The sequence below is a fragment of the Janibacter sp. GXQ6167 genome (genome assembly GCF_041365945.1).
Taxonomy (GTDB): Bacteria; Actinomycetota; Actinomycetes; order Actinomycetales; family Dermatophilaceae; genus JBGFSK01.
Window position 1 is genome coordinate 1 of sequence record NZ_JBGFSK010000008.1, and the last position, 22,183, is coordinate 22,183.

At 68.5% G+C, this 22,183-nt stretch carries 22 protein-coding genes; 7 read left to right on the top strand and 15 right to left on the bottom strand.

Annotation, left to right across the window (positions count from 1 at the left end; genetic code table 11):
- On the top strand, positions 1 to 86 hold an 86-nt coding region (locus AB8K43_RS12095; protein ID WP_370894593.1), incomplete at its 5' end, for an integrase core domain-containing protein.
- Between the two features lie 29 nt (positions 87 to 115).
- On the opposite strand, the gene AB8K43_RS12100 is transcribed toward AB8K43_RS12095, so the two are convergent.
- The 3 genes from AB8K43_RS12100 to pepN all read right to left on the bottom strand — a co-directional run bounded on the left by AB8K43_RS12100 (position 116) and on the right by pepN (position 5,863).
- Positions 116 to 1,246 (bottom strand): acetate/propionate family kinase, encoded by a 1,131-nt coding sequence (locus AB8K43_RS12100; protein WP_370894463.1) that lies wholly within the window; start codon positions 1,244 to 1,246, stop codon positions 116 to 118.
- Positions 1,243 to 3,312, bottom strand: a complete 2,070-nt coding sequence (pta, locus tag AB8K43_RS12105; RefSeq protein WP_370894464.1) for a phosphate acetyltransferase — start codon at positions 3,310 to 3,312, stop codon at positions 1,243 to 1,245. The genes AB8K43_RS12100 and pta overlap by 4 nt, the downstream gene beginning before the upstream one ends.
- Before the next feature lie 82 nt (positions 3,313 to 3,394).
- Positions 3,395 to 5,863 carry an aminopeptidase N gene (gene pepN / locus AB8K43_RS12110; RefSeq protein ID WP_370894465.1) on the bottom strand — a complete coding sequence of 823 codons (2,469 nt, stop codon included), beginning with the start codon at positions 5,861 to 5,863 and terminating at the stop codon, positions 3,395 to 3,397.
- Positions 5,864 to 5,995: 132 nt separating this feature from the next.
- On the opposite strand from pepN, the gene AB8K43_RS12115 reads away from it, so the two are divergent.
- Positions 5,996 to 7,249, top strand: coding sequence for an NRAMP family divalent metal transporter (locus tag AB8K43_RS12115; protein WP_370894466.1), 1,254 nt, complete (start codon positions 5,996 to 5,998; stop codon positions 7,247 to 7,249).
- Between the two features lie 15 nt (positions 7,250 to 7,264).
- Here the strand turns inward: AB8K43_RS12115 and htpX are convergent, their stop codons facing one another.
- Genes htpX through AB8K43_RS12155 form a run of 8 tightly spaced genes read right to left on the bottom strand, consistent with a single transcriptional unit; the run spans position 7,265 to position 15,391 of the window.
- A complete protein-coding gene (gene htpX / locus AB8K43_RS12120) occupies positions 7,265 to 8,125 on the bottom strand; it encodes a zinc metalloprotease HtpX (protein ID WP_370894467.1) in 861 nt (286 codons plus the stop codon).
- Positions 8,126 to 8,164: 39 nt separating this feature from the next.
- Positions 8,165 to 9,682, bottom strand: a complete 1,518-nt coding sequence (locus AB8K43_RS12125) for a proton-conducting transporter membrane subunit (RefSeq protein WP_370894468.1) — start codon at positions 9,680 to 9,682, stop codon at positions 8,165 to 8,167.
- Entirely contained in the window at positions 9,679 to 11,139 is a 1,461-nt protein-coding gene (locus AB8K43_RS12130) for a NuoM family protein (protein ID WP_370894469.1), read from the bottom strand. Before AB8K43_RS12130 ends, AB8K43_RS12125 begins: the two co-directional genes overlap by 4 nt.
- Positions 11,136 to 12,983, bottom strand: coding sequence for an NADH-quinone oxidoreductase subunit L (locus tag AB8K43_RS12135; protein ID WP_370894470.1), 1,848 nt, complete (start codon positions 12,981 to 12,983; stop codon positions 11,136 to 11,138). The genes AB8K43_RS12130 and AB8K43_RS12135 overlap by 4 nt, the downstream gene beginning before the upstream one ends.
- Entirely contained in the window at positions 12,980 to 13,309 is a 330-nt protein-coding gene (nuoK, locus tag AB8K43_RS12140) for an NADH-quinone oxidoreductase subunit NuoK (RefSeq protein ID WP_370894471.1), read from the bottom strand. The genes AB8K43_RS12135 and nuoK overlap by 4 nt, the downstream gene beginning before the upstream one ends.
- Positions 13,306 to 13,809, bottom strand: a complete 504-nt coding sequence (locus tag AB8K43_RS12145) for an NADH-quinone oxidoreductase subunit J (protein ID WP_370894472.1) — start codon at positions 13,807 to 13,809, stop codon at positions 13,306 to 13,308. Before AB8K43_RS12145 ends, nuoK begins: the two co-directional genes overlap by 4 nt.
- Positions 13,806 to 14,432: a 4Fe-4S binding protein gene (locus AB8K43_RS12150; protein WP_370894473.1), complete on the bottom strand. Its 627-nt coding sequence runs from the start codon at positions 14,430 to 14,432 to the stop codon at positions 13,806 to 13,808. The genes AB8K43_RS12145 and AB8K43_RS12150 overlap by 4 nt, the downstream gene beginning before the upstream one ends.
- Positions 14,429 to 15,391 carry an NADH-quinone oxidoreductase subunit H gene (locus AB8K43_RS12155; protein ID WP_370894474.1) on the bottom strand — a complete coding sequence of 321 codons (963 nt, stop codon included), beginning with the start codon at positions 15,389 to 15,391 and terminating at the stop codon, positions 14,429 to 14,431. The genes AB8K43_RS12150 and AB8K43_RS12155 overlap by 4 nt, the downstream gene beginning before the upstream one ends.
- Before the next feature lie 236 nt (positions 15,392 to 15,627).
- On the opposite strand from AB8K43_RS12155, the gene aspA reads away from it, so the two are divergent.
- Both aspA and AB8K43_RS12165 read left to right on the top strand, forming a co-directional pair.
- Positions 15,628 to 17,073, top strand: coding sequence for an aspartate ammonia-lyase (gene aspA / locus AB8K43_RS12160; RefSeq protein ID WP_370894475.1), 1,446 nt, complete (start codon positions 15,628 to 15,630; stop codon positions 17,071 to 17,073).
- On the top strand, positions 17,070 to 18,386 hold the full coding sequence (locus AB8K43_RS12165; protein ID WP_370894476.1) for an anaerobic C4-dicarboxylate transporter: 1,317 nt from the start codon (positions 17,070 to 17,072) through the stop codon (positions 18,384 to 18,386). Before aspA ends, AB8K43_RS12165 begins: the two co-directional genes overlap by 4 nt.
- Before the next feature lie 4 nt (positions 18,387 to 18,390).
- On the opposite strand, the gene AB8K43_RS12170 is transcribed toward AB8K43_RS12165, so the two are convergent.
- The 4 genes from AB8K43_RS12170 to AB8K43_RS12185 are packed head-to-tail and all read right to left on the bottom strand — an operon-like array spanning position 18,391 to position 20,374.
- Positions 18,391 to 18,885, bottom strand: coding sequence for a hypothetical protein (locus AB8K43_RS12170; protein ID WP_370894477.1), 495 nt, complete (start codon positions 18,883 to 18,885; stop codon positions 18,391 to 18,393).
- The gene (locus AB8K43_RS12175) at positions 18,882 to 19,433 is read right to left on the bottom strand and encodes an NADH-quinone oxidoreductase subunit C (protein ID WP_370894478.1); all 552 of its coding nucleotides are present in this window, start codon (positions 19,431 to 19,433) and stop codon (positions 18,882 to 18,884) included. The genes AB8K43_RS12170 and AB8K43_RS12175 overlap by 4 nt, the downstream gene beginning before the upstream one ends.
- The gene (locus tag AB8K43_RS12180; protein WP_370894479.1) at positions 19,434 to 20,027 is read right to left on the bottom strand and encodes an NADH-quinone oxidoreductase subunit B; all 594 of its coding nucleotides are present in this window, start codon (positions 20,025 to 20,027) and stop codon (positions 19,434 to 19,436) included.
- Positions 20,018 to 20,374, bottom strand: a complete 357-nt coding sequence (locus tag AB8K43_RS12185; RefSeq protein WP_370894594.1) for an NADH-quinone oxidoreductase subunit A — start codon at positions 20,372 to 20,374, stop codon at positions 20,018 to 20,020. Before AB8K43_RS12185 ends, AB8K43_RS12180 begins: the two co-directional genes overlap by 10 nt.
- 279 nt (positions 20,375 to 20,653) lie before the next feature.
- Here AB8K43_RS12185 and AB8K43_RS12190 point away from each other — a divergent pair, with 279 nt between their 5' ends.
- The 3 genes from AB8K43_RS12190 (at position 20,654) to AB8K43_RS12200 (ending at position 22,180) form a co-directional block, all read left to right on the top strand.
- On the top strand, positions 20,654 to 21,130 hold the full coding sequence (locus AB8K43_RS12190; protein ID WP_370894480.1) for a cupin domain-containing protein: 477 nt from the start codon (positions 20,654 to 20,656) through the stop codon (positions 21,128 to 21,130).
- Positions 21,131 to 21,227: 97 nt separating this feature from the next.
- Positions 21,228 to 21,704, top strand: coding sequence for a DUF4870 domain-containing protein (locus tag AB8K43_RS12195; protein ID WP_370894481.1), 477 nt, complete (start codon positions 21,228 to 21,230; stop codon positions 21,702 to 21,704).
- Positions 21,701 to 22,180: a hypothetical protein gene (locus AB8K43_RS12200; protein ID WP_370894482.1), complete on the top strand. Its 480-nt coding sequence runs from the start codon at positions 21,701 to 21,703 to the stop codon at positions 22,178 to 22,180. The genes AB8K43_RS12195 and AB8K43_RS12200 overlap by 4 nt, the downstream gene beginning before the upstream one ends.
- The last annotated feature ends 3 nt before the right edge of the window (positions 22,181 to 22,183 follow it).

Sequence of the window (22,183 nt, forward strand, 5' to 3'; positions counted from 1 at the left end):
CTGCCCTTGCGCCATGGCTCGAGCACTACAACACTGAACGACGCCACAGCTCACTCGCAGGCCATCCACCCATCAGCCGCCTGTAACCAACGTGGTGGCCGGGTACATCTAGCCCCTACGCCCCGGCAACCAAGTCGTAGGCCTGACGGGCGATCTCCAACTCCTCGTTGGCGGCGATCACGACTCCAGCGACCGGGCTGTCGTCGGCCGTGATGATGCTGTCTCCGGCGACGCCGTCATTGCGGCTGGCATCAAGGATCATCCCGAGCAGACCTAGCCGCTCGATGACGGCCGCCCGCAACGGAGCCGCGTGCTCTCCGATGCCGCCGGTGAAGACGATCGCATCCAGGCGTCCGAGCTCGGCGGCATAGGCACCGACATACTTCACCAGCCGGTGCACGACCACGTCGAAGGTGAGGGCCGCCGCCTCATCGCCGGCCTCCCGCCGCTCCAGCACCTCGCGGAAATCGGACACCCCGGCGAGCCCGAGCAGGCCACTTTCGCGATTGAGCGCCCTATCGACGGCATCCTGGTCGAGCCCCGCCACGCGTCCGAGGTAGGTGTGCAGGGCCGGGTCGACATCTCCACTCCGGGTGCCCATGACGAGGCCCTCGAGCGGCGTCAGACCCATCGAGGTGTCGACGGACTGGCCGCCGTGGACCGCGGTGGCACTCGCCCCATTGCCGAGATGGAGGACCACGAGATCGCTCTGCTCGTACGCGAGCCCGAGCAGCTCGGCGGCCCGCCGACTCGCGGACGACACCGACGTCCCATGGAAGCCGTACCGGCGCACCCGCAGCCGCGTGCGCCAGTCCTCGGGGACCGCGTAGGTGTGCGCGGCCGCCGGGATGCTCTGGTGGAAGGCGGTGTCGCAGACCGCGACCTGCGGAACGCCCGGGACGGCCTCCATCGCCGCATCGATCCCGAGAAGCGCGGGCGGGTTATGTAAGGGGGCGAGCGGCGCAAGGTCTTCGATATCGGCCCGCACCGCCGGGGTGATCAGGGTGGGGTCGCTAAAGCGCGCTCCGCCGTGGACCACGCGGTGCCCGACCGCGAGCAGATCATGCAGGTCGTATCCCTCAGCCCGAATCCGAGCGATGGCCTCGTCGAGGGCAGCGCCGTGATCCGTGACCCGCTCGATCAGGCCCTTGGAAAGCGTCTCCCCCTTGGCGACGTCGATCAACTGGTACTTGACCGACGAGGACCCGGCATTGATCACGAGGACGAGGGGGGAGGTGGTGCTCATCGGTTCGCTGCCTGAACTGCCGTGATGGCGATCGTGTTGACGATGTCCCGGACGAGAGCACCGCGAGAAAGGTCGTTGACCGGTTTACCGAGGCCCTGCAGGACCGGACCGATCGCGATCGCACCGGCGCTGCGTTGGACCGCCTTGTAGGTGTTGTTGCCGGTGTTGAGGTCGGGGAAGATCAACACCGTGGCCTGGCCGGCCACGGGGCTGCCCTTCAATTTGGTCGCCGCCACCTTGGGGTCCACGGCCGCGTCGTACTGGATGGGCCCTTCGATCAGCAGTTCCGGTGCGCGTTCGCGCACCAGTTCGGTCGCCGCCCGGACCTTCTCCACATCAGCACCGGTCCCTGACCCACCCGTCGAGTACGAGAGCATCGCCACCCTCGGGTCGATCCCGAACTGCCGCGCGGTCTGCGCCGACGAGATCGCGATATCGGCCAGTTGATCGGCGTTCGGGTCGGGATTGATCGCGCAATCGCCGTAGACCAGGACCTGATCGGCGAGCGCCATCAAAAAAACGCTCGAGACCACCGACACCCCCGGTGCGGTCTTGACGATCTCGAGCGCCGGACGCACAGTCGCCGCCGTCGTGGTGATCGACCCGGAGACCATGCCGTCGACCAACCCGTCATGGACGAGCAAGGTGCCGAAGTAGGAGGGGTCGGTCACGATGTCGCGGGCCTGTTCGACGGTCACGCCCTTGTGCGAGCGAATCTGCGCGTACTCCTCGGCGAAGCGCTGGCGATAGGCCTCATCGAAGGGGTCGATGATCGTCACGTCGTCGAGGTCGAGCCCCACCCGCTGGTTGGCGTGCTCGATCGCGTCGCGGTCGCCGAGCAGGGTCAGCCGGGCGATCTGGCGCTCGCGCACCTGACGCGCGGCTTCCAGGATTCGCGGCTCCGCCCCTTCGGGCAGCACGATCAAGGCATCGGACCGACGCGCGTCTTCGACGACCTGGTGCTCAAACATCAGGGGGGTCACCACCCCAGGACGCGTCGGAAGGTCGAGGGCGGCGAGGAGGTCCGAGCCGGCGAGCCGGTCACCGAGGACCTGGATGGCCGCCTCGATCTTGCGCGGCGTCTCGGTCGTGATCCGCCCCTTGGCCCGCTCGACCATCCGGGCGGTCTGCATGGTCCCGGTCGGGCAGGCGACGATCGGCAGGTCCACGTCCAGGCCGGCGATCAGCCGGTCGATCTGCGGTGAGAGCGGGAAACCACCGTTCAAGATGATCCCGGTCAGGGTGGGGAAGGTGAGCGAGCGGTGCGCGAGGAGCGCTCCGAGCAATACCTCTTCGCGATCAGCGGGGATGATGAGGACGTGGTCCTCCTTCATCCGGTCGAGGACGTGTGGCAAGGTCATCGCGGCGACCACGATCCCCATGCACTCTCGATCGAGCAGATCGGGATTGCCGTGCGTCATCTGCCCGTCGCACGCCTCGGCGACCGCAAGCATCGTTGGGGCGCGGAGGAGCGGCACGTTGGGAAGGGCGACCACCGGCACCGTGGGCACCCGCTCGGTGAAGGCCGCGGTGAAGCGATCGAGGGCATCGGGCTCGACCTGGTTGACGATGACACCGGCGACGGTCGCGTGCCGCTCGGCCGCGGCCTGGAGTGCCACCCGGATCGTCGCGGCGACCTCGTTCGGGGTGCGTTCGGCGACCGGGAAGACGAGCACCATGCGCCCGGCGAGGTTCGCCGCGATCGAGGCGTTGACGCCAAACTCGGTCGGCGTCACGATCCCGCTGAAGTCAGAGCCGATCACGAGCACGACATCGCAGTGGTCGGCGACGCGGTGATACCGGTCGACGATCACCTCCATGGAGTGATCGGGATCCTCGTGCAGGTCCTCGTAGGCCACGCCGCAGAGGTCCGCCAAATCGGGCGCCCCCGGGCCGAGCTGCGGGATCAGCACCTCGAGCAACTCGTCCTCCCCGACGGCCGGGACGAGGGGGCGGAAGGGGAGCACTCGCGCGCCGCCCCTGCCGAGGTGTTCGAGCAGGGCCAATGCCACTGCGGACTTCCCGGAGGCCGCCTCAGTGGCAGCCAGGTAGATGCACTCAGCCACGGGCCCAAACCTATCCCGAGGCGGTCCTCGACCCCTGGTCGGCCGAAGCGCCGACGCGACGTCGGGCGGAGGCGAAGGGGGTCTACTCTCCCCCGGAATACCGCTGCCGAGAGCGCAACGCCTCGGTGAGCGCGGACTGGGCATCGACGATCGCTCGACGCACCCCGTGATCGAGGTCACCGGCGAGGCACGCTTCGCTGAGGGCCAGAGTGTCCTCGGTCGCAAACCTCGAGGGGTACGCGACGCTCGCCACCCGGGAGAGGGCGTCTTCTCCGAGCCAGGACGCCATGGCTGGGACATCGGTGAAGTACCGCTCGATATACGGCTTGACGAGCGAACGGTCCTCCGGCCCCCAAAAGCCCGAGGCGATCGCGACGAGTTCGTAGTTGCTGCGCGCCGAATTGGTGGTGAGATCGGTCCAGGCAGCGGCCTTGTCCTCCGCCGATGGCAGGGCCGCGGTCGCCGTCAGCGCCCCAAGGTTGCCGGTCATCGTCTGATCGGCCGCTCGCGCCCGCTCGATGTCGGCGCGCTCGATGACGCCGCGGCGGGCGAGTTGCCCGAGGACGATCCACCGGAAATCGGCGTCCCCGGCGAGCCCCTCCGGAAGGTCAATCCCGTCGGCCCATGGCCGCAGACGGCCCTCCACATCATCGGTGGTTCGGGCGATCAGCCGAGCCGCATGGAGCGCCCGGCTGCTCCCCCCTTCGGCCTCGGCGAGGACCCGCTCACCGACCGCCGCCATTCGGGCGCGGGCCTCGGCCTGCTCGCTCTCGGGCAGGTAAGCGCGAATCACGACCCAGGTGAGGTGGAGGCCAGCCCGGGAAAAGATCGAGTCATTGCGCTCGTGCGGCAGCGCCACCTCGGCGAGGTCGACGAGCAGCCTGGGGTCGACGAGAGTGTGCGCCAGCTGGTCGGCCAACCCGACCCAGATCACCGCCCGTGCCTGAGGATCGGCCATGGCCGGTACCTCCGCGGCCAGGGCGGCGAGGCTGCGCTCGTCCAGTCGCGGGGTGGCCCAGGTGAGATCGCCGGCATTCGGCAGGATCAGCGGTGCCGTGACGTCCAAGCCCGCGATCGCTGTCGCAGCGCCCGCGGTGAGCGAGACGCGTGAGGTCTCCTCCCCACCGGAGTAGGTGGCGACATCGAGGGCGTGCGGCCGGTCCGCCGGGTGCTCGCTCGGGGTGAGGCGCTCCACGGTGGCGGTCGCCCGATCGACAGCAAGCGCATCGACCCCAGCGGTCTCCAGCCAGGCGGCCGACCAGTCAGCCAGCGAGCGGCCACTCGCGCGCTCCATCGCCACGAGGAAATCGGCGAGCTCGCCGTTGCCGTATGCGTGCGCGCTGAGGTAATCAACGATGCCCGCGAGGAAGGCTTCGTCCCCGATGTACTCGATGAGTTGGCGGATGACGGCTGCGCCCTTGGCATAGGAGATGCCATCGAAGTTCGCGAGCGCCGACTTCGCATCCGGCGCGGGCGAACCCGCGACAGGGTGGGTCGAGGGTGCCCGCTCGGCCGCATACCCCCAGGACTTGCGGGCCATCGTCGAATCCACCCAGGCCTCGGTGTAGTCCGTCGCGGCCACGAGGCAGCGGTGCGCCATGTACTCGGCGAAGGACTCGTTGAGCCACAGGTCGTCCCACCAGCGCATCGTGACGAGGTCGCCGAACCACATGTGCGCCATCTCGTGGCTGATCGTGTTTGCCCTCATCAAGATCTCGTCCCGACTCGTGGCACCCCGATAGAGGTACTGATCGCGGATCACGACGCAGCCCGGGTTCTCCATCGCTCCGGCATTGAACTCCGGGGCGAAGACCTGGTCGTAATCATCGAAGGGGTATCGGATCGAAAAGATCGAGTGGAAGTAGTCGAAGGAGCGACGCGTCACCTCGAGCATCTCCGGGGCGTGCCGCTTGAGCTCCGTCCCCAGCGAGGCCCGAGCGTAGAGCCCGAGCGAGATCCCGTCGTGCTCCTCGCGCACCTCGACATAGGGGCCGGCGCAGATCGTGACGAAGTAGGTCGCGAGCGGCTTGGTTTCGCGGAGGTGCCACACGCCCCCTTCGTCGCGGGTGGCCCGACCGTTGCCGATCACCACCCAGTCCGAGGGGACCCGCACGGTGAAGGTCCACGGCGCCTTCAGGTCGGGTTGGTCGAAGCAGGCGAAGACGCTCGGTGCGGCGTCGAGGAAGAGGTGCCCGTAGATGTAGTCGTTGCCATCGGCGGGGTCGCTCGCTCGGTGCAGGCCGTTGCCGTCATGGCGGTAGCCCATCGTCGCCTCGACCTCGATGAGGTGCGAACCTGCCGAGAGGCGAAGGGGGTATCGCCGATCCGCGAGGAGCCCGGCATCGAGCTCGACCCCATCGAGACGGATCGCGTGCAGCGTGTGCGGATCGAGATCGACAAAGGTCTCGCCGTCCGCGGCGGCCTCGACGGTGATCCGGGTCCGAGAGCCGAACTCGCGCTCTCCGGTGTCCAGATCGAGGTCGACCTGCATGGCGGTGACGGTAAGGAACTCGGCACGGTGGGCGGCTTCGGCGCGGGTCAAGGAGGGCACCGTCGATCATCCTCGCACCGCACCGGCGCCGAGGCGAGGAGGCCATCCGGGGAGCCAAAAACCGTGGCCATCTACCGAGCCAGCTCGGGCCAAAGTGTCGCGGAGCGCTCTTGGTCGATAGCGTCGGCGCCCATGACGACCAATGTTGCTCCGTCCACCCTGGCCTCGCGCCTTAGTGCCCTCGGCCCCGGATTGCTCATGGCCTCCGCCGCGATCGGGGCCTCGCACCTCGTGGCGTCCACCCAAGCCGGGGCTCTCTTCGGATGGCAGCTCTTCGGTCTGATCCTGGTGGCGAACCTGTTGAAGTACCCCTTCTTCCGGTTCGGCCCGCAGTACACCGTCGAGTCCGGGGTCTCCCTCGTCGAGGGTTACGCCCGCAAGGGCAAGGTGTACTTGCTCCTCTTCTTCGTCCTCTGCGCCTATGCCGCGGTCGTCTCGACCGCCGGGGTCGCGATGCTCTGCACGGTGATCCTCGCCTATCTGCTCCCGGCGTCCTGGGGGCTGAGCGTCCCGGTCCTCGCGGCCATCCTGCTCGGCGTGATCTGGGTGATCCTGATCGGCGGTCACTACAAGGCGCTCGACGGCATCACCAAGCTGATCCTGGTCGTCTTGTCGCTCTCGACCGTCCTCGCCGTGATCGTGGCTGCGATCCGTGGGCCGGTCGCCCAGCCGGGCTTTGAGGGTCCGTCGCCCTGGACCTTCGCGAGCCTCGCCTTCATCATCGCGCTCCTCGGGTGGATGCCCGCCCCGATCGAGATCAGCGCGCTCAACTCGATGTGGGTCAAGGCGAAGGGCGAGGACCGCCAGCTCGACAAGCGCGCCGTCCTCTTCGACTTCAACCTCGGCTACATCGTCTCGACCATCTTGGCCCTGGTCTTCCTCACCCTCGGCGTGCTCGTCCAGTACGGCAGCGGCACCGAGTTGCAGATCGCTGGCGGCGCCTACATCCCGCAGCTGATGGACATGTACGCCTCGGCGATCGGCACCTGGGCCAAGCCGCTGGTCGCCCTCATCGCCTTCGCGGCGATGTTCGGCACGGTGATCACCGTCGTCGACGGCTACGGCCGCGCGAGCGGTGAGGCCCTGCGCCTGCTGCGTGGTCAGCCCGAACTCACCCGTCGCGCCAAGGTCGCCTGGATCACCGGCATCAGCATCGTTGCCCTCGCGATCATCACCTGGATGGGCTCCGAGCTCGCGGACATGCTGCGCTACGCGATGATCTCGGCGTTCGTCACCGCGCCGGTCTTCGCCTGGCTGAACTTCTCCCTGGTCCGCGGCGAGAAGGGCCTCTCACCGGTCCTGCGGGTGCTGTCCTACGCCGGGCTCGTCTTCCTCGGCGGCTTCACAATCCTCTTCCTGCTCAACCAGTTCGGCGTCATCGGCTAGGCGGCGCCCCGCCCTTTAGCGGATGTCGTGGCCGTAGGCCATCTGCTCCAGGCGCGCGATCCGCTCGGCCATCGGCGGGTGGGTCGACATCATCCGGGAGATGTCCTGCGCCCGGAAGGGATTCGCGATCATCATGTGCGAGGCATTTTGCAGCTGAGGTGAGGGCGCGAGCGGGGCCTGCTGCGTGCCGAGCTCCAGCTTGCGCAGGGCCGAGGCGAGCGCCAGCGGGTCACCGGTGAGCTTCGCACCGTCCTCGTCGGCGTCGTACTCACGGGTGCGGCTGATCGCCATCTGGATGATCATGGCGGCGAAGGGGGCGAGCAGCGCCATCAGCAGCATCGCGATCGGGTTGCCGCCCCGCTCGCGGTCCCCGCCGAACCAGAAGGCCATCGAGGCGACCGAGGAGATGACACCGGCCATCGCTGCGGCGATCGAGCCGGTCAGAATGTCGCGGTTGTAGACGTGCATGAGCTCATGCCCGAGCACGCCTCGCAACTCGCGCTCGTCGAGCAGACGCAAGATGCCCTCGGTGCAGCAGACCGCAGCGTTCTTCGGGTTGCGCCCGGTCGCGAAGGCGTTCGGAGCCTCGGTCGGCGAGACGTAGAGGCGCGGCATGGGCTGGTTCGCCTGCGCCGAGAGGTCCCGCACGATGCGGTACATCGCGGGCTGCTCCTGCTCGGTGACCGGGTAGGCCTTCATCGCCTTGATCGCGAGCTTGTCGGAGTTCCAATACGAGTACGCGGTCATGCCGACGCCGAAGAGGGCGAAGAGCCAGATGTACCGGCCGCCTCCGATCAGGGCACCCATCCCGAGCAGCAACGCCCAGATCAGACCGAAGAGGGCGGCCGTCTTCAGGCCGTTGTAGTGATTCCGCATGTCAATCCCAACGTCAGGAGGACCGTTTTTCGTTCCGCCCTAGGTTGGCAGACCGAGCACAAGGGCGGGAGCGAGCGCCAGCAGGACCACGACGGCGAGGGCGATCATCACCACGATGGTGGTAGCGCGTCCCGGCGTCTCGGAGGGCCCCTTCGGCGGTCCCACGAGGACGGCGAGCCAGCGCAGGTAGGCGGCGATCGCGATGACGGCGGCGACCACGGCGACCGCGATCAGGGCCCACTGGCCGTCGGCAGCAAGCGCCCGCAAAACGGCGACCTTCGCGACGAGCCCACCGATCGCCGGGGGCAAGCCGGCGAGGGTCAACAAGGCCAGTGCTAGACCGGCCCCGAGAAGGGGGGACCGGCGCAGCAGCCCCGCGTGGTCACCGAGGCGCCGCCCCACGACGGCGCTCACCACGAAAGCAAGAGTCGCCGCGCTGACGTAGATCACGAGGTACCCGGCCGCCGCGGAGGCACCGTCGGCCCGACCGCTCACGAGCGGTGCGACGACCCACCCGGATTGGGTCACGCCGGACCAGGCGAGGAGCCGGACCGGGTCGTCTTGGCGCAGCGCCATGATCGCGCCGCCGATCATGCTCACCGCAGCGAGCAGCCCGAGGACGAGACCGGTCGATGGGCGGGTGGGAGCAGCGGACGCGGCGCTGATCAGGACGAGCAGCGCGCCGAGGGCCGCCACGCTGGAGACGCCGACGAGCAGGACGGTCCCGGCCGGGGTCGCCCTCGCGTAGGTCGGCGGCGCCCACAGGTGGAAGGGGGCGAGGGCGAGCTTGAAGGCCACCGACGCGATCAGCAGCACGAGCGCGAGAGCCACCACAGCGCTTGTCGCTGACGGCGGCGTCGTTGAGATCCCGACCGTCTCTTCGCCCGGTAGCCCACTCATCCAGGCAACGGCGGGACTTAGGCGGATTGTGCCGGTACCGGTCACCCAGAGGGCCGCACCCACTGCGGCGAGTGCGAAGGACAGGACCGCCGTCGTGAGCAGCGGCATCGCGTCGGCGCCGCTGCGTCGGGCGCGTAACGCGATGAAGGCGACGACCGGGACCGTCGCGAGTTCGAGTCCGATCAGCCAGGATCCGAGGTCGCGGGCTCCGGCCACGACGGCCGCGCCGCAGACCGTCGCGAGGACGAGGACGATCGGGATCGCCAGATCCGGCGAATCCCCCTTCGCTCGGGCACTGCGCGCGAGTAGCGCCAGCGCGCCCAGTCCTCCGAGCGCGGCAGTGACCTGGAGTAATGACCCGCCGGCGCTCACCTGGACGAGGCACGACGGGGCGACGCCGCCTCCGCCAGAGACGAGCTCGGTCGTGGACTCCAGCGGAGGGCAGAGGCTGACCGTCGGATAGCCATGGCGCGCCTGCCAGGCCTGCCAAGCGGCCACCGAGAGGGCGATGCCAAGGCCAAGCATTCCGGCGGCCAACACCGGGCGCTCACGGCGAGGCAGGGCCGCATCGAGCAGTAGGACCGCAGCGGCGGCGAGGGCCGGGACGGCTGCTGGGGCAAGGACGAGCCATTGGATCTCGAGATGGAGTCCACTCATCGGGCCACCCCCGGTAGCGCGGTGATCCACGCGATGAGGGAAGGAGCAACGCCGAGCAGGATGATCGCGGCGACGAGGACCCCGCCGGTCACCCGCTCGATGTTGTCGGCATCCGGTAGCGGCGCTTCGCCCCTGTCACCCATCCAGACCAAGCGGACGACCCGGATCGAGTACGCCCCAGCGATCGCGGCACCGATGGCCGCGATCACCGCGCAGACGGCGAAGAGCCCCTCTGGTCGATCCGCTGCAGGGCTCAAGGCCGCGACGATTCCGTAGAACTCCCCCCAGAAGGCCGCCAGGCCGGGCAGTCCGAGCCCGGCCGCCAGCCCGAAGACGAGCATCCAGCCGAGGGTAGGCGCGTGCTCGCGCAGCGCCGGACGGCTGGTCGCGAGATCGAGATCGGGCACCCGCTCCTTGACCGCCCCGACCACGAAGAAGAGCAGCGCGCTGATCGCGCCGTGGGCGAGGTTGGCGTAGATCGCCGCCTGCAAACCCGTCGCCGTCCCGGTCGCGAGCGCGAGCGCGACGACCCCCATATGGGCCACCGATGACCACGCGATGAGGCGCTTGAGGTCGCGTTCGATCAGGCAGATCAGACCCGCCCAGATGATCCCCGTGACCCCGGCGACGGCGAGGACGGGCGCAATGACCGCGAACCCGTCCGGCACCGTCGCGAGGGGCAACCGAATCAGGCCATAGGTCCCCATCTTCAGCAGCACCGCGGCGAGGAGCATCGACCCAGCGGTCGGCGCCGCTGTGTGCGCGAGCGGGAGCCACGAGTGCAGGGGCCAGAGCGGGACCTTGACGGCGAGGCCGATGGTGAGCAGCGCGGCGATCACGACCTGGGTCGAGGTGGCGAGCCCGGCGCCTCCCGAGGCGGCAAGCCGGGTGAGGTCACCGGTCCCAGAGGCAGTGACGAGCACCAGGATCCCCGCGAGCATCAGGGTCGACCCGAAGGCGGTGTAGAGGACGAAACGCGTCCCGGCGATCTGTCGCTCGGCTCCGCCGAACCGGTTGATCAGGACCCACATCGGGATGAGGACGATCTCGAAGGCGAGGAAGAACAGCACCGCATCCCGGGCGGTGAAGGTCGCGAGCGCCCCAGCCTGGGTGAGGAGCAGGCACGCCTGGAAGGTGGGCGCTCCGGCGCCATCGGGACCGGTGGGGTCTCGGCGTAAGGCGGTCGTCGCCGCGAGCGCGGTCACGGCCGACGTCAAGACCATCAGGGGCAGGCTGATGCCGTCGATGCCGAGGTGCAGTCGGATTCCGAGCGCGGGGATCCACGGGAGGTCCAGCGTGCTCGACTCCCGGAAGGCCAACACGGAGAGCAACAGCGAGCCCACCGAAATCGCGATCGTGAGCGCGGCGGTCCGCCGGTGATCGGCCCCTCGGGCGGCGGGGCTGATCAAGAACCCGGCAACGACCATGGGGAGCGCGATGGCGAGGGCAAGGATCATCGGGGCCACCACGCGATCGCGATGACGAGCGCGATCACGGCGCCAAGGACGACCCAGAGCAGACCGGTCGACGCGCGCTCGCGCCGGTGCGCCCGCTCCCCGAGGGCGCCCGCACCACCGACTCCCCACCCCATGGCGTCGTTGTAGGTGCCAATCACCGCGTCATCGAGCAGCGCCATCATCCGGGCGAGCCCCCGAACCGGAGTGACGACCGCGACGGAGTAGACCCGCCCAAGGCCAAGCCCCTCACCGGCAGCCTCCACGAGTCGACTCGGCCAGGCCGCGACCGGGTCTCCGGACCGTCCGAGGATGCCTCCAACGAGCACACCGATCAGGACGAGTCCGGCGACCATGAGAACCGTGCCGAGGCTCGCCTCCCCGATCCCGGCGAAGCCGTCCCCAAGGAGGACCAGGCCACCGACGACGCTCGCGAGGGCGAGCACCACCACGACGGCTCGCACCCCAACGGTCACGGGGATGACCACCGGCTGCTCCCCCGTCGGCACCTCCTCCGTCGGGCGCGGGTCGGCCCCCTTCGGTCCCGCGACAATGATGAGGGCACGCGTCGCGTAGACGGCCGTGAGGATCACCGTGACGACCAGCGCCGCCTGAAGCGTCACGGCCAGGCCGGTGGAGGGCTCGTGCATCACGGCCGCGATGACATGCTCCTTGGAAATCCCGCCCACGAGGAGCGGGACGCCTGCGAGGCTGGCGAGGCCAAGGACCCACCCGCCGAGGGCGATCCGATCGAGTCGACCAGATCCGCGCAGGATCAGCGCGCTGGTGCCTCCCGCGGCAAGAGCCAGCCAGCCAAGGACGAGGAAGAGCAGCGCCTTAAAGACCGCGTGCGCGTAGAGATGGAGGAGCGCGGTCGGGCCCGCCGAGTTGCCGCCGACGACGGCTAAGGGGGCGAGCATGATCGCCACCTGGCTGACCGTGGACCACGCGAGCAGCCGCTTGACATCGCGTTGGGCCGCCGCGAGCAGGGCGGCCAGCACCATCGTGATCGCGACGCTGACACCGAGGACCATCTGGGCAGCCGGCGCCGCCTGCAGCAGCGGCAGCAGGCCGACGAGCAGGACGGTCCCCGCCGCGACCATCGTCGCTGCGTGGATCAGCGCGGAGGCGGGAGTCGGCCCCTCCATCGCATCGGGAAGCCAGTCCTGGAAGGGCACCTGCGCGGACTTACCGAGCACCCCGATCACGATCAGGACCATCGCGGTCGTGAGGCCCGCCGAAGCGCCCGCCTCGGTCCAGTGGTTGATGACCGCAGAGCGCTCGCTCGTCCCCGCTCCGGCGATGAGCGTCGCGAAGCCCAGCACCAGGCCGATATCGGCGACGCGGGTGACGAGGAAAGCCTTGGTCGCGGCGCGGCGCGGCGCCTCGCGGCGGCTCCAGTGGCCGATCAAGAGGTAGGAGCACCAGCCCATGACCTCCCACCCAATGAGCGCGGTGATCAGATCGCCGGAGAGGACGAGGAGCAGCATCGCCGCCCCGAAGAGGGAGACCGTCGCGTGGAAGGAACCTCGCCGGTCATCGCCCGCGAGGTACCACTGTGCGTACACCTGGACGGCGGCGGTCACCGCGGCGACGACCATCGCGATCCAGCATGCCGTCAGGCCGGGAGCGAGGACCAGATCCAGGCTCTGCTCGCCGAAGGAGGTCCGCACGAGCGTGCTCGCGGTGTCGTCGCCCCCAGCAAGGACGAGGACGACCGCAAGGAGGGCGGTGACGACCGCGCTGCCGGACGCGAGATACCCCGCGATCTGGTGCCGCTGCGAGAGCGCGAGCCCGACCGCGCTGGCAAGGACGGGTAGCGCGACGACGAAGGGAGCGAGGCTCACCGCTCACCCCCTTCGATCTCGGCAGGCGCCTCGGCATCGGCCGTCACGTCGATATGCCCGACCGAGCGGAAGGCGGCGATGATCACCGCGAGTGCCACGACGACCTCGGCGGCGGCGATCGTGATGACGAAGAGGGTGAGGACGTTGCCCTCGGCGGCGTGATCGAGCCCGAGCGCACCGGCTGTGACGAGGAGCAGGCCGGCGCCAGCGATCACGAGTTCGACACCGATCAGCAAGAGCACGGCATTGCGGCGCGCGAGCACCCCGTAGATTCCGAGTCCGATGAGGGCACTCGCGAGGACATAGGGGCCAGCGGCGTGCATCATCGGCGCTCGCCTCCGACCCGAGCGATCGCGAGACCCGCGACGAGCGCGACAAGCAGCAGGACCGAGAGCAACTCAAAGGGCCAGACCCAGGTGCCGAAGAGTTGCTGGGCGATCCCCTCGGTCGAGGTTTCGCGTCGGGCCACCGGCGCGGAAGCGAGCGGGAGCAGGACCGCGAGAAGCAGTGCGGTGGTGGCGGAGCCAGCGACCGCGGCGAGCACGCGATGCGTGCGTGAGGTCGACAGATCGGTTCGTCTCCCGATGGGTGCCCGGGTGAGCATCAGGGCGAAGAGGACGAGCACGACGATCGCCCCGACGTAAACGAGGATCTGGACCAGCGCGACCAGCTCGGCGCCGAGCACGAGATAGCACCCGGCGAGGGCGCCAAGGCTCACGACGAGCCAGAGCGCGGCGTGGATGACCTGGCGGCTCGTCACCGCGAGCGCTGCCGCGGCGAGGGTGAGACCGCCGACGGCGGCGAAGGCCACGTCCAGCCCGGTCACGAGTCCCCCTGCGGATCACGGGGAGGGCGCGGCTCGCGGGGCTCTCGGCGGGCACGCCGAGCGGTGCGAGGCGCGGCGGCGCCGGAGTCTGCGCCGCGGGCCGTCCGAGCCGGGCGGGCGGGCTTGTTGACGGCGGTGACCTCGGCGGCGGGGGCGGCCCGTTCATCGAACGCCGCGGGGGCGGGCACGGTCCGCATCCAGGTGCCGAGCCGGTCCTTGTCATGCAGCAGGTCGCGGATGTCGGCCTCGGCGTACTCGAACTGGGGACTCCAAAAGAGCGCGTCGAAGGGGCAGACCTCGATGCAGATCCCGCAGTACATGCACAGTGAAAAGTCGATGTCGAAGCGGTCGAGAACGTTGTGCTGTCGCGCCCGGCCCCCTTCGGTCGTCGGCGGCAGTTCTTCTTTGTGCGAGTCGATGATGATGCACCAGTCGGGGCACTCTCGGGCGCAGAGCATGCACGAGGTGCAGTTGGCTTCGAGCAGGGCGATGACGCCCCGCGAGCGGGCCGGCAGCGTCGGCGCGACGTCCGGGTACTCCTGGGTGCGGACCGGTCGCATCATCTGCTTGGCGGTCGTCACCATCCCCTGGACGAGGCCCGGCACAACTCCCTTCGAGCTCATTGAGCCACCACCACCGCGGCCGTCATCGCCAGTTGGAACAACGCGATCGGGACCAGGCCCACCCAGGCGAGGCGCTGGAGTTGGTCCTCGCGCAGGCGCGGCCACGAGACCCGCACCCAGATGAACAAGAAGATGATCAGCCCCGCCTTCGCGAGGGTGTAGACCGGTCCAAGCCACGGCAGGGCGTCGACGCCGGGACCGCGCCAGCCGCCGAGATAGAGCACGGCGAAAAGGACGCCGAGCACCACCATGCCGGCGTACTCGGCGAGCATGAAGAAGGCGAAGCGTAGGCCGCCGTACTCCGTCCACGGACCCATCACGAGTTCGGAGTCGGCGATCGGGGCGTCGAAGGGGGGCCGCTGCAACTCGGCGACCGCCGCGACGAGGAAGACGAATGCGCCGGGGATCTGCCAGAGGAGCCACCACGGGCTCCACGCCTCCACGATCGCGGTAAGGGACAAGGTCCCCGCGGCCATGGCGACGCTCGCGATCGCAAGCACGAGCGGGAGCTCGTAGGCCATCAGTTGCGCGGCCGAACGCATCCCGCCGACGAGCGAGTACTTGTTGGCGCTCGCCCACCCTGCCATGAGCATCCCGAGGATCCCGATGCTCGTGGCGGCGACGACAAAGACGACCGAAGCCGGGAGTTCGGCGAGCGCCCCACCCGGCCCGAATGGCAGGGCAGCGACGGCCAGGAAATACGGGATCAGGGCGACGAAGGGGGCAATCCGGTAGACGGTCCGGTCGGCCGCCGCGGGGGTGACGTCTTCCTTCTGGACGAACTTCACGCCGTCGGCGATGAGCTGGGCCCACCCGTGATAGCCGCCGGCGTACATCGGCCCGAGGCGCCCCTGCATGTGCGCCATCACCTTGTGCTCGGTCTGGCCAGCGATCAGGGGCAGGACGAGCAACGCGATGAGAGCCAGGGCAGCTCGGGCCACGATCTCGATGAAACTCACCGCGCACCCCCTTCATCACCGCGTGTCACGCGAGGTCATCGTTTCCTCGCGAGAGCCTAGTCAGCCCGCGCCTGCCATGCTGGAGACATCCCGGCCGCTGCTGAGGGGCACCTCACTCGCCGGGCGCGGGGCGTGAGAGTAATATTTACGACTGAAGGGGGATGCTGCCGGACGATCTATCGCTCAACGCCCGCCTTCCACATCAAAATAGTCATTCGACGACGAATGGAGCCCTAATGACCCCCGCGGTGCGGGTCGAGGAAGACCTCCTCGGCCAGCGCGATATCCCAGCCGACGCCTACTACGGCGTGCACACCCTGCGCGCGATCGAGAACTTCCCGATCAGCGGCGTGACCGTGAGCGACGTACCCGATCTGATCCGCGGCATGGTGCTCGTGAAGAAGGCGACCGCCCTGGCTAACGTGGACCTCGGCGCGATCCCGCCCGAGGTCGCCGAGGCCATCGTGTGGGCCTGCGACGAGATCCTGGTGAACGGCCGCTGCCTCGACCAGTTCCCGGTCGACGTCTTCCAAGGGGGTGCGGGGACCTCGGTCAACATGAACACCAACGAGGTCATCGCCAATCTCGCGCTCGAGCACCTCGGCAAGGAGAAGGGGGATTACGCGATCGTCCACCCGAACGATCACGTCAACCGCTCCCAGTCGACCAATGACGCCTACCCGACGGGTTTTCGGATTGGGCTCGTCTTCGCCCTTCGCCGCTTGCTCGCCGCGATCGAGGAACTGCGCGACTCATGCGCGATGAAGGCCGAGGAGTTCGCCCCCGTCCTAAAGATGGGGCGCACTCAGCTGCAGGATGCGGTACCGATGAGCCTCGGGCAGGAGTTCGCCGGGTACGCGGCGACCCTCGATGAGGAGATCGGCCGGATCGACCACGCCGGTGAGTGGCTGAAGGAAGTCAACCTCGGCGCGACCGCCATCGGGACCGGGGTCAACACTCCCGCCGGGTACTCCGCGAAGGCCCTCACCTATCTCGCCGACGTGACCGGCATGGAGGTCCACCTCGCGCCGAATTTGATCGAGGCGACGAGCGATACCGGCGTCTATGTGATGGTGCACGCGGCGCTGAAGAGGACCGCGACCAAACTTGGCAAGCTCTGCAACGACCTGCGGCTGCTCTCCTCCGGGCCGCGCGCTGGGCTCGGTGAAATCCGCCTTCCGGAGCTCCAAGCCGGCTCCTCGATCATGCCCGCGAAGGTCAACCCGGTGATCCCCGAGGTCGTGAACCAGGTCTGCTTCAAGGTGATCGGCAATGACATGACCGTGACGATGGCCGCCGAAGCCGGTCAGCTTCAGCTCAATGTGATGGAGCCGGTCATCGGTCAGTCGATGTTTGAGTCGATCACCTTGATGACCAATGCCTGCCACACCCTGCGGGCCTTGTGCATCGACGGCATCCAGGCCAATGTCGAGGTCTGCCGCGCCAATGTCATGAACTCGATCGGGATCGTCACCTACTTAAACGACCTCATCGGGCACGCCAACGGCGACCTCGTCGGCAAGGAGTGCGCCCGCACCGGGCGGAACGTGCGAGAGGTGGTCCTCGACCTCGGCCTCCTCGACGAGGCAACCCTCGACCGGGTGCTCTCGGTCGAGAACCTGCTCAACCCGCGTGACGTCTTCGACCTGCTCGACATCGACGAATCGAAGGACGCCCGATGATCTGGGTCGAGCTCCTCGTCGTCCTGGCCGCGATCTTCGTCGGCGTGCGGATCGGCAGCATCGGGATCGGTTTTGCCGGTGGCCTCGGCGTGCTGGCCCTCGCGGTCCTCGGCGTGACCCCCGGCGAGATGCCGCTCGATGTCATCTCGATCATCGCGGCCGTGATCGCCGCGATCGCCGCGATGCAGATCGCCGGTGGCATGGACTACCTGGTCGATATCGCCGAACGCATCCTGCGCGGCAACCCGCGCTATCTGACCTTCCTCGCGCCGATCCTCACCTACCTAATGACCTTCATGGCCGGGACCGGGCACACCGCCTTTTCGACCATGCCGGTCATCACCGAGGTCGCGAAGGAAAACAACATCCGCCCCTCGCGCCCGCTCTCGGTCGCCGTCGTGGCCTCGCAGATCGCGATCACGGCCTCACCCATCTCGGCCGCGGTGGTCTTCTTCTCCGGCATCTTGGAGGAGAAGGGGGTTGACTACCTGCAGTTGCTCGCGGTCCTCATCCCCTCGACCTTCATCGGCTGCATGCTGACCGCGCTGGTGTTCTTCCTCTGGGATAAGGCCCGTCCGCGCAACGCTCTCGAGTTCGACCCCGTCTACCAAGAGCGCCTCGCCTCGGGGAAGGTCAGCCCGCCCGCGCCGCACGCCCGGCGGGAGCTCGCCCCCTACGCCAAGCGCTCGGTGCTGATCTTCCTTATCGGCCTGCTCGCCGTGATGAGCTACGCGACGATCATCAGCGACAAGGTCGGTCTCATCGAAGAGCCCGTGATGGCCCGCGACCAGGCGATCATCGCCTTCATGTTGAGCACCGCGGCGCTCATCGTGCTGTTGTGCAAGGTCGAGACGACCGCGATCCTTTCGGCGTCGACCTTCAAGTCCGGGATGAGCGCGTGCATCTGCGTGCTCGGCGTGGCCTGGCTCGGCACCACTTTCGTCGCCGCGCATGAAGAGCAGATCAAGTCCTTCGCCGGTGATGTGCTCGCCGACCAGCCGTGGACGCTCGCGGTGATCCTCTTCTTTGCCGCCGCGCTGCTCTACAGCCAGGCCGCGACCACCAAGGCGCTGATGCCGACCGCGCTCGCCCTCGGGGTCAGCCCGCTCGCCGCGGTGGCCTCATTCGCCGCCGTCTCGGCCCTGTTTGTCCTTCCGACTTACCCGACGCTGCTCGCGGCGGTCGAGATGGACGACACCGGGTCCACCCGAATCGGCAAGTACGTCTTCAACCACCCCTTCCTGCTTCCGGGGGTCCTCGCCATCAGTTTCTCGGTGGCGCTCGGGTTCCTCTTCGGCGGGATCATCCTCTAAGGGGTCAGCAGGACTCGCCCTGCATCTGGACGTTGTCGAGCTTCCACGTCCCGCGATCGTCGACCAGCCAATTGAGCACCATCAGGCGATCGCCGGGGCGTGGTGTGCTGCCGTCGGGCTTGACCCGCTGGTCCTCCCCCTTCGCGTCCAGCAATTGCGCGTGGATCTCGTAGCAGATGCGCGTCGCGATCGCGTCGTCCTTACGGTCGACCGCCTTGATCCAGACGATCTTGTCGCGGCCCGAGGTCGTGTAGCCCTGGTCGGGCAACGCCCCGATCCCCTGGAGTGCCCGCTCGTAGAAGGCGTCGGTGACGTATTGCCGCGGCGGTGGGGCGTATGGGTTGTCGGCCTCGAAGGTCGCTTCATAGGACTTGCGGGTCACCTCGATCGCGGCGGCGACGTCCGGGTCACTGTCGTCCAGTTCCGGGGCCGAACCGCAGGCCGCGAGGGTGGCGGCCGTCGCGAGCGCGGCAGCGACCACACGACGGGCTCGGGTCATGCCTCGCTCGCCGTCTCCGGCTCGCGCGGTCCCCACTCCGGACCGGGGACGCCCGGGGCCTGAACGCGCCGCCGACTCGGGGACTTCGCCGAGCCGTGTCCTTCCCCCGGCTCCTTGCCTCCGGGCCAGGCCTTGACCGCGCGCGAGGCGAGGACGAAGGACTTGCGAAGCGGCATCCCGTCGAACCCGTCGGGCAGGAGAAGGGGGCGAAGGCCGAGCCCGGTCCCGTCATCGAAGCCGTCGAACCCGACCCCGAACATCTCGTGGGTCTCGCGCTCGTGCCAGGCCGCGCCTGCGAAGAGGTGGGTGAGGCTTGGCAGCGAACCCCCTTCGGGCACCCGGGAGCGGATGAGCAACCGTCGCTGATCGCGGTCCGCCCGCGGGGTCGGGTCGATCAGGTGGCAGAGGACCTCGATCCCAGGGTCGTCCGGGCGATCGGTCTCATCGACCCCACTCAGCCAGTCGAAGCAGGTGTACCCGCGATCGCGGGCATCTTCGACGGCGCGGATCCACTCGGGGCTACCGGCGCGGAGCTCCTCCTGCGGCATCTACTCCCCCTTCGGCGCGGTGACGAGGCCGCGCTGGACCTCAGCGGAGGTCGCGAGGCGATGACCGGCGTAGCGGCGGCGCATCCCCTCACTGCTGAGGGACTCGGCGGCGATCGATTCTTGGAGTTTGAGGATGCCGTGCAGCAGCGCTTCGGGTCGGGGCGGGCAGCCCGGGACGTAGATGTCGACGGGGACGAGTTGGTCGACCCCCTTCGTCACTGAGTACGAATCCCAGTACGGACCACCGGAGTTCGAGCAGGCACCGAAGGAGATGACGTACTTCGGTTCGGGCATCTGGTCGTAGAGACGGCGGATCGCCGGGGCCATCTTGTCGGTGACCGTGCCGGAGACGACCATCAGGTCGGCTTGGCGCGGACCCGGCGCGAAGGGGATGACGCCAAGGCGCATGAAGTCGTGACGCGACATCGACGCCGCGATGAACTCGATTGCGCAGCACGCCAAGCCGAAGTTGAAGACCCAGAGGCTGTAGCGGCGACCCCAGTCGAGGACGACTTTGATCGGTTTGGGCGCGTGCTCGGCGAGCGCCCCGACCCGCGGATCCGGCAGAGCGACCGGCTCCCTCTTCACTCCCATCGCAGCATCCCGCGGCGGGCGCCGTGGAGGAGTCCGATCAGCACGATCCCGATGAAGATCGCGACCTCGACGAGGCTCACCGCCCCCAGGTCCGAGCGCAACACGAGCGCCCATGGGAAGAGGTAGACCGCGTCGACGGCGAAGATGACGTAGAGGAAGGTGTAGGCGAGGTACCGCACGCGGGTCTGCGCCCACCCTTCGCCGACCGGGTCGACACCGGACTCGTAGGTGCGGACCTTGGCGGGCGTGAGTGCAACGGGCGCGAGGAACCGTCGGGCGGTCATCGCCGCGACGACGAGCAGCACCGCCGCCCCGAGGACCGCGGCGATCACGAGGTATCCGCCCATCTGGCTCACCTGCCACACCCTAGCCGCGAGCGGTCTGAGAGCGGGCGCCTTTCCTCTTCGGTTGGTCGTGCTCCGGTTATTGCCGCCGGGCGCCGAAATAACCGCGCCGACGGACAACAACCCCGTCCGTAGCGGCACTCGGCAGACGCGGGCGAGGGTACCCACGGTGGCGAAGGGGGCAGCGCTGGGCGACGATGGAGATGAGGGCGCCACCGGTCAGGCTCGCCTCCCGCGCACGCGCCCCGCTCCAGCCCGAACACGAGAAAGGTGAAGTATCCGATGAGCGTTGTTGACAACGGCCCGAACCCGAACGCCTTCGACATCGAGACCGAAACGGTTGAGAACACCAACTACCGGACGGTCGCGTGGACGGGGAAGTACCTCCAGGTCACCCTCATGTCGATCCCGGTCGGCGAGTCCATCGGGCTCGAGGCCCACCCCGAGACCGACCAGTTCCTCCGCCTCGATAAGGGCACCGGCAAGTGCGTGATGGGGCCGGCCGAAGATGACCTCAACTTCGAGCAAGAGGTCTCCGATGGCTGGTCGGTCCAAGTCCCCGCGGGCACCTGGCACGACATCGTCAACACCGGTGACGAGCCGATGCAGGTCTACGCCGTCTACGCCCCGACGCACCACGCCGTCGGCGTCGTCCAGGCCACCGCAGACGATGCCGAAGCCGACGAAGAGGCCGGCCGCGACGAGCCGCCGACATGGTCGGTGCAGCCCGGCTCCGGAGCGTCCGACCAGCACGCCTGAGCGCCCCACCACAGCCGCCCGACCGGGGGTTAACCCGACCCCCGATCGGGCGGCTGGCGTGGTGGCATCGGGCCCGCACCTCGGCCACAGTGGAACCATGAACGACGACCGCTCCACCCCCGAACCGATGGCTGCGCCACCCCCACCCACCGACGCCCCACAGGAAGCGGTGTATCCGCCTCAGGGCGCGATCGGCGGGCTGCCCCAGGGACCCGCCCTCGACCCCCCCCCCCCGGAGACGCAGCGCAATCTCGGGATGTTTGCCCACCTGATCCCGATCATCGTGGCGGTACTGACGTCCGGCGCGCTGAGTTTCGTCGCCGCTCTGGTCGTCTACCTGGTCTATAAGGACCGCGGTGACTTCGAGCGGATCACCGCGACCAATGCCCTCAACATCCAGCTGACTCTGCTCGTCGCCATCGTGATCTCGCTCCCGCTGATGTTGGTGCTCGTCGGGTTCTTGACCGCCTTCCTCGCCGTCATCGCCGCGATCACCTTGCACATCATCGGCGCCGTCAGGGCGAGCAAGGGCGAACTGTGGACGCCGCCGCTCACCTATCCCTTTGTGAAGTGAGCGCGCCCCACCTCGCGCAGACTTGGCCCACCGTGGCCGGGGTTGTCATCCCCGGCCACGGTGTCGCGTCGGGGCAGGCGAGAGATTCCCCCTTCCCCGCGGGCACGATCGCCTTGCAGGCACCACACTTTCGCGAGCGCGGGCTAGACCTCGACCCCTTCTACCTGGGGACGATCAATATCGACATCTCGCCCGCGCGGTTGGAGGTGAGAGCCCCGCATGTGACGTTCGCCGACGTGGAGTGGACCGACGTCCACAAAGCGGAGACCTTCTCCTTCGCGCACGCGCGGCTGCGACACCAGGGGCGCGAGGTTGAGGGTCTGATCTATTGGCCGCACCCGGAGACCAAGCCGATGTTTCACCAGGCAGGCGGAGTCGTCGAGGTCCTCATGCCGCGGATCGAGAACCTGGCCTACGGCGATGACGTCGTCCTCGCCGTCAACCCGGACCAGGTGCGCATCCACCCCCTTCCATAACGT